Annotated in this window: 22 protein-coding genes; 13 read left to right on the forward strand and 9 right to left on the reverse strand. The window is 63.6% G+C overall.

The genetic code is table 11. From position 1 onward, the window contains the following. Nucleotides 1-19: 19 nt before the first annotated feature. Nucleotides 20-307, forward strand: a complete 288-nt coding sequence (locus ACVI9W_RS01035; RefSeq protein WP_038611564.1) for a hypothetical protein — start codon at nt 20-22, stop codon at nt 305-307. A gap of 88 nt (nt 308-395) precedes the next feature. Then, on the forward strand, nt 396-821 hold the full coding sequence (locus ACVI9W_RS01040; protein ID WP_461528886.1) for a DUF1810 domain-containing protein: 426 nt from the start codon (nt 396-398) through the stop codon (nt 819-821). An 80-nt stretch (nt 822-901) separates the two neighbouring features. Here ACVI9W_RS01040 and ACVI9W_RS01045 read toward each other — a convergent pair whose 3' ends face one another. Further along, complete coding sequence (locus ACVI9W_RS01045; RefSeq protein WP_422416625.1) at nt 902-1174, reverse strand: DUF1652 domain-containing protein; 273 nt, start codon at nt 1172-1174, stop codon at nt 902-904. 264 nt (nt 1175-1438) lie between these two features. On the opposite strand from ACVI9W_RS01045, the gene ACVI9W_RS01050 reads away from it, so the two are divergent. Beyond that, nucleotides 1439-1666, forward strand: coding sequence for a DUF6555 family protein (locus tag ACVI9W_RS01050; protein WP_461528887.1), 228 nt, complete (start codon nt 1439-1441; stop codon nt 1664-1666). Between the two features lies 1 nt (nt 1667). Here the strand turns inward: ACVI9W_RS01050 and ACVI9W_RS01055 are convergent, their stop codons facing one another. The 4 genes from ACVI9W_RS01055 to ACVI9W_RS01070 all read right to left on the reverse strand — a co-directional run bounded on the left by ACVI9W_RS01055 (nt 1668) and on the right by ACVI9W_RS01070 (nt 5040). Next, on the reverse strand, nt 1668-2585 hold the full coding sequence (locus ACVI9W_RS01055) for a DNA-3-methyladenine glycosylase family protein (protein ID WP_461528888.1): 918 nt from the start codon (nt 2583-2585) through the stop codon (nt 1668-1670). A 110-nt stretch (nt 2586-2695) separates the two neighbouring features. Then, on the reverse strand, nt 2696-3322 hold the full coding sequence (gene ycaC, locus ACVI9W_RS01060) for an isochorismate family cysteine hydrolase YcaC (RefSeq protein ID WP_038611574.1): 627 nt from the start codon (nt 3320-3322) through the stop codon (nt 2696-2698). A gap of 54 nt (nt 3323-3376) precedes the next feature. Further along, nucleotides 3377-4063, reverse strand: coding sequence for a hydrolase (locus ACVI9W_RS01065; RefSeq protein WP_038611578.1), 687 nt, complete (start codon nt 4061-4063; stop codon nt 3377-3379). An 86-nt stretch (nt 4064-4149) separates the two neighbouring features. After that, complete coding sequence (locus ACVI9W_RS01070; RefSeq protein WP_038611581.1) at nt 4150-5040, reverse strand: pirin family protein; 891 nt, start codon at nt 5038-5040, stop codon at nt 4150-4152. A 96-nt stretch (nt 5041-5136) separates the two neighbouring features. Between ACVI9W_RS01070 and ACVI9W_RS01075 the strand changes: the two genes are divergently transcribed. Beyond that, on the forward strand, nt 5137-6045 hold the full coding sequence (locus ACVI9W_RS01075; RefSeq protein WP_461531773.1) for a LysR family transcriptional regulator: 909 nt from the start codon (nt 5137-5139) through the stop codon (nt 6043-6045). 60 nt (nt 6046-6105) lie between these two features. Here ACVI9W_RS01075 and ACVI9W_RS01080 read toward each other — a convergent pair whose 3' ends face one another. From ACVI9W_RS01080 to ACVI9W_RS01095, 4 genes are all read right to left on the reverse strand, one after another. Then, nucleotides 6106-6981: an alpha/beta fold hydrolase gene (locus tag ACVI9W_RS01080; RefSeq protein WP_038611594.1), complete on the reverse strand. Its 876-nt coding sequence runs from the start codon at nt 6979-6981 to the stop codon at nt 6106-6108. Nucleotides 6982-6997: 16 nt separating this feature from the next. After that, nucleotides 6998-7627: a LysE family translocator gene (locus ACVI9W_RS01085; protein ID WP_174446942.1), complete on the reverse strand. Its 630-nt coding sequence runs from the start codon at nt 7625-7627 to the stop codon at nt 6998-7000. A 101-nt stretch (nt 7628-7728) separates the two neighbouring features. Further along, entirely contained in the window at nt 7729-8319 is a 591-nt protein-coding gene (locus ACVI9W_RS01090; RefSeq protein WP_461528889.1) for a DsbA family protein, read from the reverse strand. 29 nt (nt 8320-8348) lie between these two features. Next, the gene (locus ACVI9W_RS01095; RefSeq protein WP_038611598.1) at nt 8349-9080 is read right to left on the reverse strand and encodes an SDR family oxidoreductase; all 732 of its coding nucleotides are present in this window, start codon (nt 9078-9080) and stop codon (nt 8349-8351) included. Between the two features lie 91 nt (nt 9081-9171). On the opposite strand from ACVI9W_RS01095, the gene ACVI9W_RS01100 reads away from it, so the two are divergent. The 9 genes from ACVI9W_RS01100 (at nt 9172) to ACVI9W_RS01140 (ending at nt 16756) form a co-directional block, all read left to right on the forward strand. Then, nucleotides 9172-9726, forward strand: coding sequence for a TetR/AcrR family transcriptional regulator (locus ACVI9W_RS01100; RefSeq protein WP_461528890.1), 555 nt, complete (start codon nt 9172-9174; stop codon nt 9724-9726). Beyond that, entirely contained in the window at nt 9713-10309 is a 597-nt protein-coding gene (locus tag ACVI9W_RS01105; protein WP_461528891.1) for an eCIS core domain-containing protein, read from the forward strand. Before ACVI9W_RS01100 ends, ACVI9W_RS01105 begins: the two co-directional genes overlap by 14 nt. Nucleotides 10310-10404: 95 nt before the next feature. After that, the gene (locus ACVI9W_RS01110; RefSeq protein ID WP_461528892.1) at nt 10405-11451 is read left to right on the forward strand and encodes a class I SAM-dependent methyltransferase; all 1047 of its coding nucleotides are present in this window, start codon (nt 10405-10407) and stop codon (nt 11449-11451) included. Between the two features lie 105 nt (nt 11452-11556). Continuing rightward, on the forward strand, nt 11557-12228 hold the full coding sequence (locus tag ACVI9W_RS01115) for a GntR family transcriptional regulator (RefSeq protein WP_461528893.1): 672 nt from the start codon (nt 11557-11559) through the stop codon (nt 12226-12228). A 195-nt stretch (nt 12229-12423) separates the two neighbouring features. After that, entirely contained in the window at nt 12424-13356 is a 933-nt protein-coding gene (locus ACVI9W_RS01120; RefSeq protein ID WP_461528894.1) for a 4-hydroxyproline epimerase, read from the forward strand. After that, a complete protein-coding gene (locus ACVI9W_RS01125) occupies nt 13353-14468 on the forward strand; it encodes an NAD(P)/FAD-dependent oxidoreductase (protein ID WP_461528895.1) in 1116 nt (371 codons plus the stop codon). The genes ACVI9W_RS01120 and ACVI9W_RS01125 overlap by 4 nt, the downstream gene beginning before the upstream one ends. Then, nucleotides 14461-14697 carry a 2Fe-2S iron-sulfur cluster-binding protein gene (locus ACVI9W_RS01130; protein ID WP_191833514.1) on the forward strand — a complete coding sequence of 79 codons (237 nt, stop codon included), beginning with the start codon at nt 14461-14463 and terminating at the stop codon, nt 14695-14697. Before ACVI9W_RS01125 ends, ACVI9W_RS01130 begins: the two co-directional genes overlap by 8 nt. Then, nucleotides 14694-15950, forward strand: a complete 1257-nt coding sequence (locus ACVI9W_RS01135; RefSeq protein WP_461528896.1) for an FAD-dependent oxidoreductase — start codon at nt 14694-14696, stop codon at nt 15948-15950. The genes ACVI9W_RS01130 and ACVI9W_RS01135 overlap by 4 nt, the downstream gene beginning before the upstream one ends. Before the next feature lie 56 nt (nt 15951-16006). Beyond that, on the forward strand, nt 16007-16756 hold the full coding sequence (locus ACVI9W_RS01140; RefSeq protein WP_461528897.1) for a PAS domain-containing protein: 750 nt from the start codon (nt 16007-16009) through the stop codon (nt 16754-16756). Nucleotides 16757-16947 lie beyond the last annotated feature (191 nt).

Consider the following 16947-nt stretch of genomic DNA (forward strand, 5'->3'; position numbering starts at 1 on the left):
ACTGAAGGAGGTGTCTGACATGAGAAAGGTCAGCCCGGCGTGCCCGACCTGCCTACGGCTCGATTTTGTCCAGGACACATTGTTCGGCCCTGTCGCCCATAGTGCCGAGTGCCAGGTGCAAGTGGCGCCGTTGAACCTCAATGGCCTGCCTGGCCTACGGATGCAAGTCCGGGCGCCAGTGCCGGCCAAGCTTGAGCGCTCGCATAGCGTGGCGTTTGTCTGGGAAGGTCGTACTTATCGCGGGATCATTCACTATCACAGACGATGTGAAGACGGCGGATTGCAGTTGCAGCTTGAGTTGCAATAGCGGGCAAGCGCTTCGAGGCAGATCGTAGCCACTGCCCGGGCACAGAGCGTGAACAGATCCGTCTCGACCTCGCCTTCAGGAGACCCTCATGCCAGCCCTCTTCAACCTCCAGCGCTTTGTCGACGCCCAGGACCCTTTCCTTGACCGGGTCCTGACTGAACTCCAGGCCGGGCGGAAAACCAGCCACTGGATATGGTTCATCTTTCCCCAACTGGAGGGCCTGGGTCACAGCGAAATGGCCGAACGCTATGCCCTGCAATCTGCTGACGAAGCCCGTGCGTATCTGCGCCATGAGGTTTTACGTGCCCGCCTGGAACAATGCGTCGCCGCAATCTTGCAGCACACGGACAAAAGCGCTGTGCAAATCCTTGGTCACACTGACGATCTGAAGCTGCGCTCCTGCCTCACCTTGTTTGCCAGCGTCGAACCCGATCATCCCTTGTTCAAGGCCGCGCTGGAGCAGTTCTATGACGCGCAACCCGACCCCAGGACCTTACAGCTGCTGCAAGCCTGAGTTCGCTTATTGCTTTCTCTATCAACCTTGACGGCGAACGGATACAGCTAAGCCAATCCGGCCCGGACAACAGCAACAACTCAGGCAGTAGCCCGAGGCTGGAACGGAATGTGACTGCGCCCCAGGCGTTGCTCTTCACGTACCTGCGCAACCAGGGCCGCCAATTCATGACAGGTGGTCAGGCTATACACACCAATGCCGGTGACCGTCAGGCAATCATCCAGGCTGTCACCCTGCCCTAACTGGATGGTCAAGTGTTCTCCGTCGGTGCAGGACACCACGCAACGGTCAGGCAGAAACGCCTGCTCGATAAGCTGGCGTAATTCAAGGTTGGAAACGCCAATCAGTGACATAGTTCGATCCTCGTGTCGGAGGTTCCGACTGCTCAGTTACTACCGAGCGGGCCTTCTCCGCCAATTGAAAATGCTGATCCGGCGCCAGCGCCTTCATGCAGTGCAGCAATCAACCGGGGGCTAACTGCCTTGAGCCTTTACCCGGGGCGATGTTGAACGCCCCTGCGGTTGCAATCCGATGGAATTTTTCCAGCCTTGCAGGACTCACTAAGAACATTGAAGGGATGTTCTCGGTCATTGCACTGAAAGGATCTATAAAGCCCTATGAACAACGCAAAGCTTTTCGTCATCGACTATCAACTGCACGGCGATCACAAGTCATTCATCATCCGCGCCGAAACGATGGACAGCGCCGAAGCCTGGCATTGGGCAAGTTGCGACGCCGGGGTTGGCCGTATCGGTCGCTACGGGCGCGAGAAGGTGAAAAAAGTCAGTCAGCCGCTGGCCGAACGTTATGGCATTACCGAAGTTAAATGGCGCCAGTCCAGTTGAATCAGCTCAATGACGCCCACAGATGCTGGGCCGCATAAGCACGCCATGGGCTCCAGGCCCGGGCGCGATCCGCCAGTTGCACCTCGGGCCCTTCCAGCAGGCGCAAGGCCTTGACCAGGGCAACGTCCCCCAACGGCAAGGCATCGCCGGCGCCCAGTTGACGCAACGCCAGGTACTGAGCGCTCCACGGGCCGATCCCGCGCAATTGGCACAGGCGCTGCACCCAGCTGTCTAGGTCGGCACCCGGACGCAACAGTTGCGGTTCATCGAGCAGTGCCCGGGCCAGGGTCGATAATGTCGCGGCGCGTGAACGGGGCATGCCGAGCCCGCTCAGATCTTCATCGACCACGGCTGCAGGTACCGGAAACACATGGCTCAGCCCTGCTGCTTCAGCGAGCTGCGACGACAACGGCTGGCCATAGCGAGCCACCATCCGCGCAGCCAGGGTCATCGCCCCGGCCACACTGATCTGCTGACCCAATACGGTACGCATGGCCTGCTCGAAACCGTCCCAACCCTGGGGTACACGCAATCCTGGCCGAACGGCGATCAGCCTCGCCATCAGCGGATCAGTGCCCAGTTGCGCCTCGATCCGCGCGGGTTGCGCATTCAGGTCAAAGACCCGCCGCACCCGGGCGATCAAGCCGGGCAGCGCCGCTGCAGGAACACCACTAAGCGTCAGTTTCAATCGATGCCCGCGCGCCCTGCTGACCTGAATCACCGCGTGGCGACCGGCCACGACGACACTGCGCGAATACACCCCGGCCTGCACCGTCTCGATACCGGCAATACAGCGCGCAGACAGAAACCTCAGCAGCGACGGCCAGTGCAAAGGGGGCTGGTAGTTCAGCCAGAAAGTCAGCAAACAGTCGGGCCGTAAACTGCGCCGGTAACCGTGCATGGCAGAGACATGATTCATTGGCGGATCATCGCCCGATTGCCGCAGGCTTTGCCAGTATCGATTTCAGCAGGCAGAAACGACAACGGCCAGGCAACGCAAGTGCCTGGCCGCTGATAGGTGAAACGGCGTTACTTGCCGTTGGTGAGGGTGTTGTAGCTGGTGATCAGGTTGCGGTAGTCCGGGATGTGGTTGGAGAACAGCGTGCCCAGGCCTTCGATGTCGTTGCGCCAGTCGCGGTGCAGCTCACAGGCCAGACCGAACCAGGTCATCAGCTGGGCGCCGGCTTGCGACATGCGGTCCCAGGCCGAATCGCGGGTCAGCGCGTTGAAGGTACCCGAAGCGTCGGTGACCACGAATACTTCAAAACCTTCGGCCAGGGCCGACAGTGCCGGGAAGGCCACGCACACCTCTGTCACCACGCCAGCGATGATCAGTTGCTTCTTGCCGGTGGCCTTGACCGCCTTGACGAAATCTTCGTTGTCCCAGGCGTTGATCTGGCCTGGACGGGCGATGTACGGCGCCTCCGGGAACTGCGCCTTGAGCTCGGGTACCAGCGGGCCGTTGGGGCCGGTTTCAAAGCTGGTGGTGAGGATGGTGGGCAGGTTGAAATACTTGGCCAGGTCACCCACAGCCAGCACGTTGTTCTTGAACTTGTCCGGATCGATGTCGCGCACCAGCGACAGCAGACCGGTCTGGTGATCGACCAGCAAAACAGCAGCGTTGTTTTTGTCCAGACGAACGTAGGGCTTGCTCATGGTGTTACTCCTTGCGTGGGTAGACCGGCACCCAGTGGCACCGGACATGAGGGATCAGCGTGCCGAATCCAGTTGTTCGTTTTCTTTGGCGACCTGTTGCGCCTTGAGGTAGCTTTCGATCAGCAGTTGGTAGTGCGGGAACACTGCGCTATAGGCTTCAGCCCACTGTTGTGCGTCCGGGCGGTTCCAGGTGCGCTGGACTTCCGAGCACACCGCAGCGGTGTCCATCGGGACGACACCGGCCTGCATGATGCGCGACAGGGTGATTTCCTGAGCCATCTTCGAATAGGTGCCGCTGGCGTCGATCACCGCAAATACCTGGTAACCGGCACTGACCGCGCTGATGCTCGGGAAGGCCATGCACACACTGGTGATGGTGCCAGCGATGATCAGTTGCTTCTTGCCGGTAGCCTCGACCGCCTTGACGAACTCCGGATTGTCCCAGGCGTTGATTTCACCTTTGCGCGCAACATATTTGGCATGCGGCGCAGCTTCATGGATTTCCGGAATCAGCGGGCCGTTGGGGCCTTGAGGCACGGATGCCGTGGTAATCACCGGGATCTTGGCCAGGCTGGCGACCTTGGCCAGGGTAATGGCGTTGGCCCGCAGTTCAGTCATGGGCATGTCCTTGACCGTCTGGAACAGACCACTCTGGTGGTCGATCAGCAGCATCGCGGCGTTATCAGGATCGATACGCGGGACCTGGCCATTGAAATTGGCAACGTTGGCAAATGTACTCATGACACATTCTCCTTGGGGTCTGGCTGCAAGTTGTGCTCGCAGCCGGGTCGAAGGCCACCCGTCGGGCGACCTTCGGGTTATTGATACTAGTTGTCGTGACGAGAACCGCCCGACCCATTCATCTGGCCGAAACGACCGGCACGGAAGTCATCGAAAGCCTCGGCAATCTCCGCCTCGCTGTTCATCACGAACGGGCCGTAGCCGACGATCGGCTCGTCCAGCGGTTCGCCGCTGAGCAGCAGCACCGACACCTCGGTCTGCGCTTCCAGCAACAGTTCGTCACCGGCACGGTCGAACAACACCAGCTGCGCCGGGCCGACGGCGCGCTCGCCATTGACCAGCAGCTTGCCGCGCAACACCACCAGCGCCGTGCTGCGCCCTGCCGCGCTGGGCAGGCGCACCGGTGCGCCAGGTTTGAGCTGCAGGTCCCAAACATCCATCGGCGAAAAGGTCTGCGCCGGGCCCTGGTGGCCACGGAACTCGCCGGCGATCACCCGCAGGCTGCCGCTACCGGCGCCCAGGGGCACGACAGGAATGTCGCTGCTGAGCAGGGTCTGGTAACCGGCTGCTGCCGATTTGTCCTTGGCCGGCAGGTTGACCCACAGCTGGACCATCTCCAGGGTGCCGCCCTTGGCGGCGAACGCCGGCGAGTGGAACTCTTCATGGAGGATGCCGTTGGCCGCGGTCATCCACTGCACATCGCCCGGGCCGATCAGGCCACCGGCACCGGTAGAGTCGCGGTGTTCCAGTTCGCCCTGGTAGACGATGGTCACGGTTTCAAAGCCGCGATGCGGGTGTTGGCCGACACCACGACGGGCAGTGGTCGGGGTGAAGTCGTGAGGGCCGGCATAGTCCAGCAACAGGAACGGACTGATGTGCTGCGCCAGGTTGTCGTAGGTGAACAGGCTGCGTACCGGGAAGCCATCGCCGACCCAGTGCGGGTTGGGGCTGCTGTAGACGCCTTGGATCTTTTTCATGAGATGTCTCCTCTCGTGGATGGCTATAACCATACGAGCGCAACGACATCGGCGGTAGATCAGTTAAACTGTCTTCAGCGTTCCATATGGAGAACACTGATGGAAGACCTCAACGACCTTTACTACTTTGCCCAGGTCGTCGATCACGGTGGCTTTGCCCCTGCTGGTCGTGCCCTGGACATGCCCAAGTCAAAACTCAGCCGGCGCATCGCCGGGCTGGAAGAACGTCTCGGCGTGCGCCTGATTCAGCGCTCGACCCGACACTTTTCGGTCACCGAAATCGGTCAGGCCTATTACCGCCACTGTGTGGCGATGCTGGTGGAAGCCGAAGGCGCCGCCGAGTTGATCGAGCGCAACCGTGCCGAACCGCAAGGCATCGTGCGCCTGAGCTGCCCGACTGCCCTGCTGGATTTCTGGGTGGGCGCCATGCTGACCCGCTTCATGGTCCAGTGCCCGTTGGTGCAACTGCACATTGAAAGCACCAACCGCCAGGTCGACCTGATTCAGGAAGGCATCGACATCGCCTTGCGGGTGCGCGTGCCGCCGCTGGAAAGCAGTGACCTGGTGATGAAAACCCTGGCCCACAGCACCCAGTGCCTGGTGGCCTCACCCGAGCTGCGCGAGCGCCTGCCGACGCGTCCGGTACCGGCTGACCTTGCCAGCCTGCCAAGTTTGCACTGGGGCAAACCGCAACGGGACTATCACTGGGAGCTGGTCGGTCCTGATGGCGCTCGCGCCAGCCTGCGCTATCAACCGCGACTGGTCACCGACGATCTGCTGATGTTGCGCGAGGCAGCAGTGGCTGGCGTTGGTGTGGTTCATGTGCCGTTGGTGGTGGTGCGTGATGAACTCGATAGCGGCCAACTGGTCAGGGTCACCCCTGAGTGGGCACCGGAGTGCGGCGTGCTGCACGCGGTGTTCGCCTCGCGCCGGGGGTTGCTGCCGGGCGTGCGCAGCTTGCTGGACTTTCTGGCGAAAGAATTCGAGGTCAGTGATATCACCTGATATCGCGGGGCAAGCCCGCTCCCACTGTGGGAGCGGGCTTGCCCCGCGATTGGCCTCACCCTATTGCTGCAGCAAGAACGCCGTGACCCGCTCGCTGCAAGCCGCAGGGTCTTCCTGCATGAAGCAGTGTCCGCCCGGCACTTGCTCGGCGCTGACCTGTCGATTGTCCTGCGCCCAGCGCTGCACCGACTGCGGTACGAAGGGATAGGTGGTTTCGCCGTAGAGTACCTGGCTCGGGGTCTTCACCCGGGTCAGCGAAGCCCACATGCGCCGCGGGAATGAACTGAAAATCTCCACTTCACGGCTTGGCCTGCACTTGAGCACCACGCCTTCGCCACAATCGCCGATGGCATGCTCGATATACGACTGCAACGCATGCTCGTTCCAGCCTTTGAAGATCCCCCGCCCCTCCAGCGAGGCGCGTGCGGCGCTACGGTCCGGCCAATGACTGCGGCGGGTCGCGGCCTTGCGCGCCAAGGCGTGACGGCGGTGCAGGCCAACCAGCGCAGCGGCGCCCATGATGCCCATCATCGAGCGGCTGAACAGCACCGGATCGAGCAGGACCGCACGCTGAAACAACTGCGGCCGATACGCCAGCATCAACCCGGTCAGCACCCCGCCAAAACTGTGGCCGACGGCAAAGCGCGGCACCTCGGCGTATTCGCCACGGCCCGCCTCGAAGGCCTCGATAGCCAGTTCTGCGGTACGGTTCCAGCCCTGGAACGGGCCGCCATGGTCACTGTCGCCATGGCCTTGGACATCACACAACCAGAGGTCGAAGTGTTCTGCCAGGCGCGCCAGCATTGGCTGGTAGACCAGACAGCAAAAGCCGTTGCCGTGGAGAAAATGCAGCAAGGGTTTGCCGCTGGCGGGTGAGCGCCAGCCGCGCAAGGTAAAGCCGGCACTTGTGTCATGGGACCAGGGAATCAACTGCATGTGCCAGCGCACTCATTCAGGAAAAACTCGATTCTACAAAGAGCAGCGGGTAAAGGGATATCACCAGCAACGCCGCCATCAGGACATTGAACAGCATTAACCAGCGCGGGTTCTGCAGTACCGTACGCAAAGCGCTGCCGAACATCACCCAGACGCACACGCTGGGCAGGTTGACCAGGGCGAACACAGTGGCGATGACGATCACGTTGGTGACGTAGCCCTGGGCTGGCGTGTAGGTAGTGATTGCCCCCACCGCCATGACCCAGGCCTTGGGGTTGACCCATTGAAACGCCGCCGCGCCCCAGAAGCCGAGCGGTTTACGGCTCTCGGGGTTACTGACCGACAAAGGCCCGGAGGTGGCGATTTTCCACGCCAGGTACAGCAAGTAGGCCGCGCCGACATAGCGCAGCACGGTATAGATCGGCGGATAGGCCTTGAACACTTCACCGAGGCCAAAGCCCACCGCCAGCACCATGACCATGAAGCCCACGCTGATGCCCAAGGCGTGCGGAATCGAACGGCGCACGCCAAAGTTCACCCCGGAGGCAAGCAACATGGTGTTGTTGGGCCCCGGGGTGATCGAAGACACGAAGGCGAACAGCACGAAGGCGGTTATCAGGTCGATTGAGCTGAGCATGGCAGGCATCCAGATTTTTTCTTGTGGGCTGCACTGACACTAGCGGAGTCCTGCTCTAGGCCGACCATACAGTTAATGAAAATAATACCGTATCACTTGACTGTACCCATTCAAGCCAATGCCGCTTCAACGAACTCCAGGCGGTCCTGACCGAAGAACATCTGCTCACCGACAAAGAACGTGGGTGCGCCGAATGCGCCACGGCGCACGGCTTCTTCCGTGGCCTCCTTGAGTGCCGCCTTGACCTGTGGGTCTGCGCTCCAGGCTTGGTACTGTTCAGGATCGAAGCCTGCTTCGCGCAACACCGCTGCCAACACCTGCGGATCGCCCAGATTGCGTTGCTGCACCCACATCGCCGGGAACAGCGCATCCAGGTAAGCCTCGAAGCGCTCGGGTTGAAACAATTGCACAGCCATGGTGCCGCGCATCAGCCCCAGGGTATTGACCGGAAAGCCCGGCGGGAACGCCAGGGTCACGCCATAGCGCTTGGCATAGCGCTGAAAATCGGCAAACACGTAGCGCGCCTTGGCCGGCACCATTGCTGGCGAAGCATTGCCAGTAGCCTGGAACACCCCGCCCAGCAGCATCGGCCGGTACAGCAGTTGCGCATCGTGGCGGGCACACAGCGCCGGCAGTTGGGTCCAGGCCAGGTAGCTGGCCGGGCTGCCCAGGTCAAAGAAGAATTCGACGGTTTTGCTCATTGTTCAGAGTCCTTGTTGTTATCGGAGGCTTACCAGCGTTCCATCCACGGCCGCAGATCGAGTTCGAAGGTCCAGGCATCACGCGGCTGCGCGTGCAGGAACCAGTAGCTGTCGGCGATGTGCGCGGGGTCAAGGATGCCGTCCTGTTCCTTGAGCGCATAGCGCTCGGGGAAGCTGTCGCGGATGAACGCGGTGTCGATGGCGCCGTCCACCACCACATGGGCGACATGAATATTACGCGGCCCAAGCTCGCGGGCCATGCTCTGCGCCAGGGCGCGAATGCCATGTTTGGCCCCGGCGAACGCGGCAAAGCCGGCAGCGCCGCGCAGGCCGGCGGTAGCGCCGGTGAACAGAATGGTTCCGCGCTCACGGGTCACCATGCGCCGGGCCACGGCCTGACTGGTCAGGAAGCCGGCGAAGCAGGCCATTTCCCAGATCTTGAAGTACTTTCGTGCGGTCTCGTCGAGAATGCTGCACGGCACGTTGGCGCCAATGTTGAACACGAACGCCTCGATCGGGCCGAGGGTAGTTTCGATCTGTTCAACCAGCGCCGCCACCTCCTCTTCCTTGCGTGCATCGGAGGCAAAGCCATGCGCCTCGCCACCCGCGGCACGAATCTCGTCCACCAGCGGCTGCAGTTTGTCGGCGCTGCGCCGGGTCACGCAGGCGATGTAGCCCTCGCGGGCAAAACGCTTGGCAATCGCTCCGCCGGTGGCATCACCGGCCCCTACTACCAACACCACTTTCTTGCCCTGGGTCATCCATCGCCTCCATTGGTAAACGATCATTTAGTAAGCGAACGCTATGCTATGATTCAGGCTTCGTCAAGTCAGTGCTACGGAGAAGGTCGGCGTGCGCTACTCCACCACCCACAAGGAACAAACCCGGCAGAAACTGCTGGAGAGCAGCGGCGCCCTGGCCAAGCGCGGCGGCTTCAATGCCACTGGCGTCGCTGGCTTGATGAAGGCCATCGGCCTCACTGGCGGGGCGTTCTACAACCACTTCCCGTCCAAGGACGACCTGTTCACCGAAGTGGTGCGCCGCGAGCTGTCGCTGAGCCCCATGGCCCAGCAACCGATGAACCGCCAGCGCCTTGAACGCTGCCTGGACCATTACCTGAGCCTGGCCCACGTGCACAACCCCGAAGGCGGTTGCGCCATCCCGGCTCTGGGTGCCGAAATCGCCCAGGCGCCGCTGCCGGTGCGTGAAGAAGCCGAACACTGGCTGCGCACCCTGCAACAAGCCTGGGCCGACACCCTCGAAGACCCGGACCTGGCCTGGGCCCTGCTCAGCCAGTGCGTGGGTGCGCTGGTGATCGCGCGCATGCTGGCCACCCCATCCAGCCAGCAGGAAGTGCTCAAGGCCTCCCGTGAGTTTCTCGCCGGGGCCTTGCATGAGAGTCCTTGAACCGCTGTTGCTTGGTCTGGCCCTGCTCGCCCCGCTCAACGCCCTCGCCGCCTGCCCCGCTGGCCAATACGAAATCTGCCTGGGCAGTTGCATCTGCTCGCCGATCGATCCGGGCGAGGCCCGTAGCGTGCTCGACGACCTCGGACGCATCGCCAGCAGTTCCCTGGCCCTGGCCCTGCAACAGGCACGCGACACCGCGGCGGCCGGTACGGTGCTGCCGATTCCCCTGCACATCCGCGCCCAGCTTGAACCGTACTACGACTTCCAGGTGCTGGATGCGGCGCGCTACAAGGTCGGCGATCAACAGGCGCTGGACAGCGCCAATGCCCTGCTGCAGAACCCCGACGTCAATGCCGTAACGCTGATCGACATCATCGTCTTTCGCAACGAGGCCGATGCCCAGGACAACGCCGCGCTCTGGGCCCATGAACTGCACCACGTGCAGCAATACCAGCAATGGGGCGTGGAAGAATTCGCCCGGCGCTACTCGCGCGACTTCGATGCGGTCGAGGCACCGGCTTACGAGATTCAGTCGAAAGTCAGCAAAGCCCTGCGCGAACGCTCATCCGGCCAGGCACGCTGAACTAGACTTAATGATTGCCCCACGAGAAATGGCCCGAGGTCGTCGCCTGGCGTGACGACCCCGTTGACGTTGGACTTCTTGCAGGAGAACACGCAATGGACGAAGCCAAGCTGAACGACTTCATGGGAAAGCTGGTCAACGACATGGGCGCCGCCGCCCTGCTCGCCAACCTGATCCTCGGCGATGAACTGGGCCTGTACCGGGCCATGGCTGACAGTCAATTCATCAGCCCCGAACAACTGGCGCAAAAGACCGGCTGCAATGCCCGGCTGCTGCGCGAATGGCTCAGCGCCCAAGCCGCGTCGGGCTATATGGAACACCAGGATGGCCGCTTTCGCCTGCCCGAGGAGCAGGCCATGGCCCTGGCTATCGAGGACTCACCGGTGTACGCCGCAGGCGGTGCTTCGGTGATTGCCGCCCTGTATCACGACAAAGACAAACTGGTAGCCGCCATGCGCGGCGATGGCGGCCTGGCCTGGGGCGATCATCATCCGTGCATGTTCAGCGGCACTGAGCGCTTCTTCAGACCCGGCTACCGCGCCCATCTGGTCAGCGAATGGCTGCCAACCCTGACCGGAGTGCTCGATAAACTGCAAGCCGGGGCCAAGGTCGCCGACGTGGGTTGCGGGCATGGCGCCTCGACGGTGATCCTCGCCCAGGCCTTTCCGGCTTCGCAGTTCTACGGTTTCGACTACCACGCGCCGTCGATCACGGTGTCGAGCCAGCGCGCCGCCGAAGGCGGTGTGGCCGAACGCACGCAGTTCATCCAGGCCAGCGCCAAGGATTTCCCCGGCACGGATTACGACCTGATCTGCTATTTCGATTGCCTGCACGACATGGGCGACCCGGTTGGCGCTGCCCGCCATGCCTACAAGGCGCTAAAGGCCGACGGTACGGTCCTGCTGGTCGAGCCCTTTGCCAACGACAGCCTGGAAGAAAACAGCACACCCGTTGGTCGGCTGTTTTATGCCGCCTCGACTTTTATCTGCACGCCCAACTCGCTGTCCCAGGAAGTCGGTCTGGGGCTTGGTGCCCAGGCAGGGGAAGCGCGCTTGCGCGCGGTGTTCGCGGAGGCTGGCTTCAAACATTTTCGCCGGGCCACGGAAACGCCTTTCAATTTGATTCTGGAAGCTCGCAAGTAGTCGCTTTTCGCGGGGCAAGCCCGCTCCCACCGGGTGTCTGTGGGAGCGGGCTTGCCCCGCGAAATTCGTATACCATATCCACAAAGAACTTCGGACGACGCCACCGTGACCGTACCTCGCCTTAACGCCCCGGATCTGGGCAATACGCCTTCGACCTCGGAAATCATCACCCATCACCTGCGCGATGCGATCATTGCCGGGCACTTCGCCGAAGACGAACCGATCCGCCAGGACGACATCGCCCGTCAGTTCAACGTCAGCAAGATCCCCGTGCGCGAGGCGCTCAAGCGCCTGGAGGCCGAGGGGCTGGTGATGTTCCAGCGCAATCGCGGGGCGATGGTCACGCGCATCTCCGAACCGGAGCTGGCGCAGATGTTCGAAGTGCGCATGCTGCTTGAAGACAAGGCGCTGCGCCTGGCGATCCCGAACATGACCGAAGCAACTTTCGCGCGCGCCGAACGGATCTGCCAGGAGTTCGTCGGCGAGAACGACGTCGGGCGCTGGGCCGAGCTGAACTGGGAGCTGCACGCCTGCCTGTACGAGCCGGCGCAGCGGCCCTTTCTGGTCAACATGATCCGCTCGGTGAACGACAAGCTGGAGCGCTACCTGCGCATGCAAATGAGCCTGTCGGCGGGCAAGGAACGCGCCGATCATGAACACCGCGAGATCCTCGATGCCTGCCGGGCCAAGGATGTCGAACGTGCCGTCACGCTGCTCGACGAGCACATCGCCGGCGTCTGCAAGACCCTCTTCGAGCACCTGCCGCAGACCAAGTGACGGGAACCCGGTGGGAGCGGGCTTGTCCCGCGATTGCGGACTCACAGTCACATCGCATCGCGGGGCAAGCCCGCTCCCACCGGGGTTCGGTCGCTGTGCTGATTTCGTCGTTCTCGTGGCTTAAAGGCATCAAGCCTGCAAGCCAGGCGACAAGCCACTCTGTCGTTCACTTCCCTGAACGGACGCGGCCTGCCCATGAAACGCATCAGCGTGATCGACTCCCACACCGGCGGTGAACCCACCCGCCTGGTCACCGACGGATTCCCTACGCTTGGCCACGGCAGCATGGCCGAACGCCGCCAGCGCCTGGCCGAGCACTACGATCAATGGCGCAGCGCCTGCATGCTGGAGCCGCGTGGCAGTGACGTGCTGGTTGGCGCGCTACTGTGCGAGCCGGTCGATCCCGGCGCCTGTGCCGGGGTGATCTTCTTCAACAACACCGGCTACCTGGGCATGTGTGGCCACGGCACCATCGGCCTGGTGGTGTCACTGGCGCACCTGGGCCGCATCGGGCCGGGTGTGCACCGTATTGAAACCCCGGTCGGCACCGTGCAGGCGACCCTGCACGAAGACCACTCGGTCAGCGTGCGCAACGTACCGGCCTACCGTTACCGCAAGGACCTGACACTGGAGGTGCCGGGCATCGGCCGGGTGGTCGGCGATGTCGCCTGGGGCGGCAACTGGTTCTTCCTGATCGCCGATCACGGCCTGAGCGTCGCCGGCGACAACATCGAAGCGCTGACCGCCTATACCTACGCCGTGCAACAGGCGCTGGAGAATCAGGGCATTCGCGGCGAAGACGGCGGCCTGATCGACCATATCGAACTGTTCGCTGACGACCCCGACGCCGACAGCCGCAACTTCGTGCTCTGCCCCGGCAAAGCCTATGACCGTTCGCCCTGCGGCACCGGCACCAGCGCCAAGCTCGCGTGTCTGGCCGCCGACGGCAAGCTGCAACCCGGTCAGGTGTGGCGTCAGGCCAGCGTGATCGGTAGCCAGTTCGAAGGTTCATACGAGGCCGACGGCGAGCGCATCGTGCCAACCATTCGCGGCCGCGCGCACATCAGCGCCGAAGCCACGCTGATCCTGCAGGAAGACGACCCGTTCGCCTGGGGCATCCGCCCGTGAACCGTGGTGCCGTGGCCGATGTGATCGTGATCGGCGCCGGGATCATCGGCGCCGCCTGTGCGCAGTCGCTGGCCGCGCGAGGGCTGCAGGTGCTGGTACTCGATGCCGGTCTGCACGGCGCCACGGCCGCTGGCATGGGTCACCTGCTGGTGCTCGACGACAATGCCGCAGAGTTGGCGCTCAGCCAGCATTCGCTGCAACGCTGGCGTGAACTAGCTCCCCGGCTCCCCGAAGACTGCGCCTACCGCAGCAACGGCACCCTGTGGCTGGCGGCCAACGCCGAAGAGATGGCCGTGGCCGAACACAAATTCAACGTGCTGCAAGCCCGGGGCGTGACCTGCGAGCTGGTCGCCGGGCACGCCCTGCGCCAGCGCGAACCGGCGCTGCGTGAGGGGCTGGAAGGTGGTCTGCTGATCAACGGCGACGGCATCCTTTACGCTCCGGCCACCGCCCGCTGGATGCTGCAATCGCCGCGTATCGAACAGCGCCGGGCGCAGGTCTCCAGGGTGCAAGGCAACCGTGTGCGCCTGGACGACGGCCAGTGGCTGAGCGCCAATGCCGTGGTGCTGGCCAACGGCATCCAGGCCACCGACCTGTGCCCGGAGCTGCCGATCGAACCGAAAAAAGGCCACCTGCTGATCACCGACCGCTACCCCGGCACCGTCACCCATACCTTGGTGGAACTGGGCTATGTCACCAGCGCGCATAACGCCAGCGGCCCGTCCACCGCCTGCAATATCCAGCCGCGCCCGACCGGCCAGCTGTTCATCGGTGCTTCGCGCCAGTTCGGCACCACCGACCCGGCCGTTGAAGGCTGGATGCTGGCGCGCATGCTCAAGCGCGCCACTGAATACATGCCAGACCTCGCCCACTTGAACGGCATCCGCGCCTGGACCGGCTTTCGCGCCGCCAGCCCCGACGGCCTGCCGCTGGTGGGCCGCCATCCGCAGCAGGATGGCCTGTGGCTCGCGGTCGGTCACGAGGGCCTTGGCGTCACCACCGCCCCGGCGACCGCCGACCTGCTGACCGCGCAACTGTTCGACGAAACGCCACCGCTGGCGGCGCAACCCTATCTGCCTGAACGCTTCCTCGGAGCACTTGCCCATGCCTGACCTGACCCTCGATGGCCGCCCGCTGCATGTGGCCGACGGCACCAGCGTGGCCGCCGCCCTGGCGTTGGCCGGCGACGGTAGCTCACGCACTTCGGTCAGCGGCCAGCGCCGCGCACCGCTGTGCGGCATGGGCATTTGCCAGGAATGCCGGGTACACATCGATGGCCGCCGGCGTCTGGCCTGCCAGACCCTGTGCCGCGACGGCATGCAAGTGGAGACCCGGGCATGAGCGAACACACCAATCTGTTGATCATCGGCGCCGGTCCCGCCGGCCTGGCCGCAGCACTGGCCGCCGCCCCCCGTGCCGCGCGCATCGTGCTGCTCGACGACAACCCGTTGCCAGGCGGACAGATCTGGCGCGACGGCCCGCAGGCCAAGGTGCCTGCCCTGGCTCGTCAACTGCGCGAGCAAGTACTCGCCTGCAGCAATGTGCACTACTACAGTGGCACACGGGTGATCGCCCAGCCCGGCCCGGACACCCTGCTGGTGGAAGACGCCGAGCGTGGCTGGCAGATCCGCTACGACCGGCTGATCCTCTGCACCGGCGCCCGTGAGCTGCTGCTGCCCTTCCCCGGCTGGACCCTGCCCGGCGTCACCGGTGCTGGCGGTTTGCAGGCACTGATCAAGGCCGGCCTGCCGGTGCGCGACCAACGTATCGTCATCGCCGGCAGCGGGCCATTGCTGCTGGCCAGTGCCGCCACCGCCAAAGCCAACGGCGCCCGGGTGCTGCGCATTGCCGAACAGGCTTCGCCCGCCGCCGTCGCCGGCTTCGCCGCACAATTGCCGCGCTGGCCGCAAAAACTCCTGCAGTCCTTCAGCCTGTTCGACCGCCAGTACCGTAGCGCCAGCCATGTACTTGCCGCACTGGGTAGCGATCGCCTGGAAGGTGTGCGCTTGATGCAAAACGGCAAGATCGTGGAAATCGCCTGTGACCGGCTGGCCTGCGGCTTCGGCCTGATCCCCAACATCCAGCTGGCCCAGGCCCTGGGCTGCGCCGTGGCGCATGACGCCATCGCCGTGGACAACTGGCAGGAGACTACGCTGCCCGGCGTTTACGCCGCAGGTGAATGCACCGGCTTCGGCGGCAGCGAGCGGGCCTTGGTGGAAGGTGCAATCGCTGGCCATGCCGCAGTCGGCAATCGCCAGGCGGCGCAACGGCTGTTGCGCCAACGCGCCCGCTGGCATGGGTTCGCCGATGCCCTGAACAAGGCCTTCGCCCTCGACCCGGCGCTCAAGTCGCTGGCGACTGCCGACACCCTGGTGTGCCGCTGCGAAGATGTCCCCTATTGCGCCCTCGCCGGACACAGCAGCTGGCGCGAAGCCAAGCTCGCCAGCCGCTGCGGCATGGGCGCCTGTCAGGGCCGGGTCTGCGGCGCGGCCACCCGCCACCTGTTCGGCTGGCAACCCTCGGCGCCGCGCCCGCCGTTCAGCCCGGCGCGCATCGATACCCTGCTGTGCCTGGATGAAACGCCCGGCGCTTGAGATAAGCGCCGGGGACACTCTATGATCCCGACGGTCGCCCCCGGACCGTCAGCGCCATGCACGCCACGCTCAACCACTTCGCCCCCTGCGATCTGCCGACCCTGCTGAGCAGCCTGCAGCCGATCGCGCCGCTGCTCGACACCCTCAACGACGTGGTGTTCTTCATCAAGGACCGCGAAGCGCGTTACGCCTTCGTCAACCAGACCCTGGCCCGGCGCTGCGGCCGCAAGCACTGCGACGAGCTGCTCGGGCTCACCGCCGAACACGTGTTCCCCGCCCGTTTCGGACCGCTCTACACCGAGCAGGACCGCCGCGTGCTGAGCAGTGGCCGGGAACTGGCCGACCAGCTTGAGCTGCACCTGTATTTCGGCAACCAGCCGATCTGGTGCCTGACCCACAAGCGCCCGCTCAAGGATGCCGACGGCAGCATCGTTGGCCTAGCCGGGATCTCCCGTGACCTGCAATTGCCGCAGTCCAACCACCCCGCGTTCCAGAAACTCGCCGCCGTCGATGCGCATATCCGCAGCCACTTCAGCCGCCCCATCAGCCTTGCCGAACTGACCGCCATCGCCGGGCTTTCGATCGCGCAACTGGAGCGCCATTGCAAACGGATCTTCCAGCTCACGCCGCGGCAGATGATCCACAAAGCGCGCCTGGAAGAAGCCTCGCGCTTGCTGCAAGACCCCGACCTGCCGATCACCGACATCGCCCTGCGCTGCGGTTACACCGACCACAGCGCCTTCAGCCGCCAGTTCCGCGCCCTCACCGGGCTTTCGCCGAGCCAGTACCGCGATAACCAGCGCTGAGTGTTCCTTTCCGGGGCGCTGTGCGCACGCAGTGCTCCCATATGTAACACCCGTCATACACCCTGCCGGGCGCGGTGAAACCTCCCACAGCAGCCGTCCTTTCTGTCAGACGCCCTAGTGCAAGGGCTGAAGAACAATTCCTGCAATAACACAAAAACAGGCACGGCCATTGCACTTAAAAATATCGTATA

The organism is Pseudomonas sp. 210_17 TE3656, from assembly GCF_054821965.1.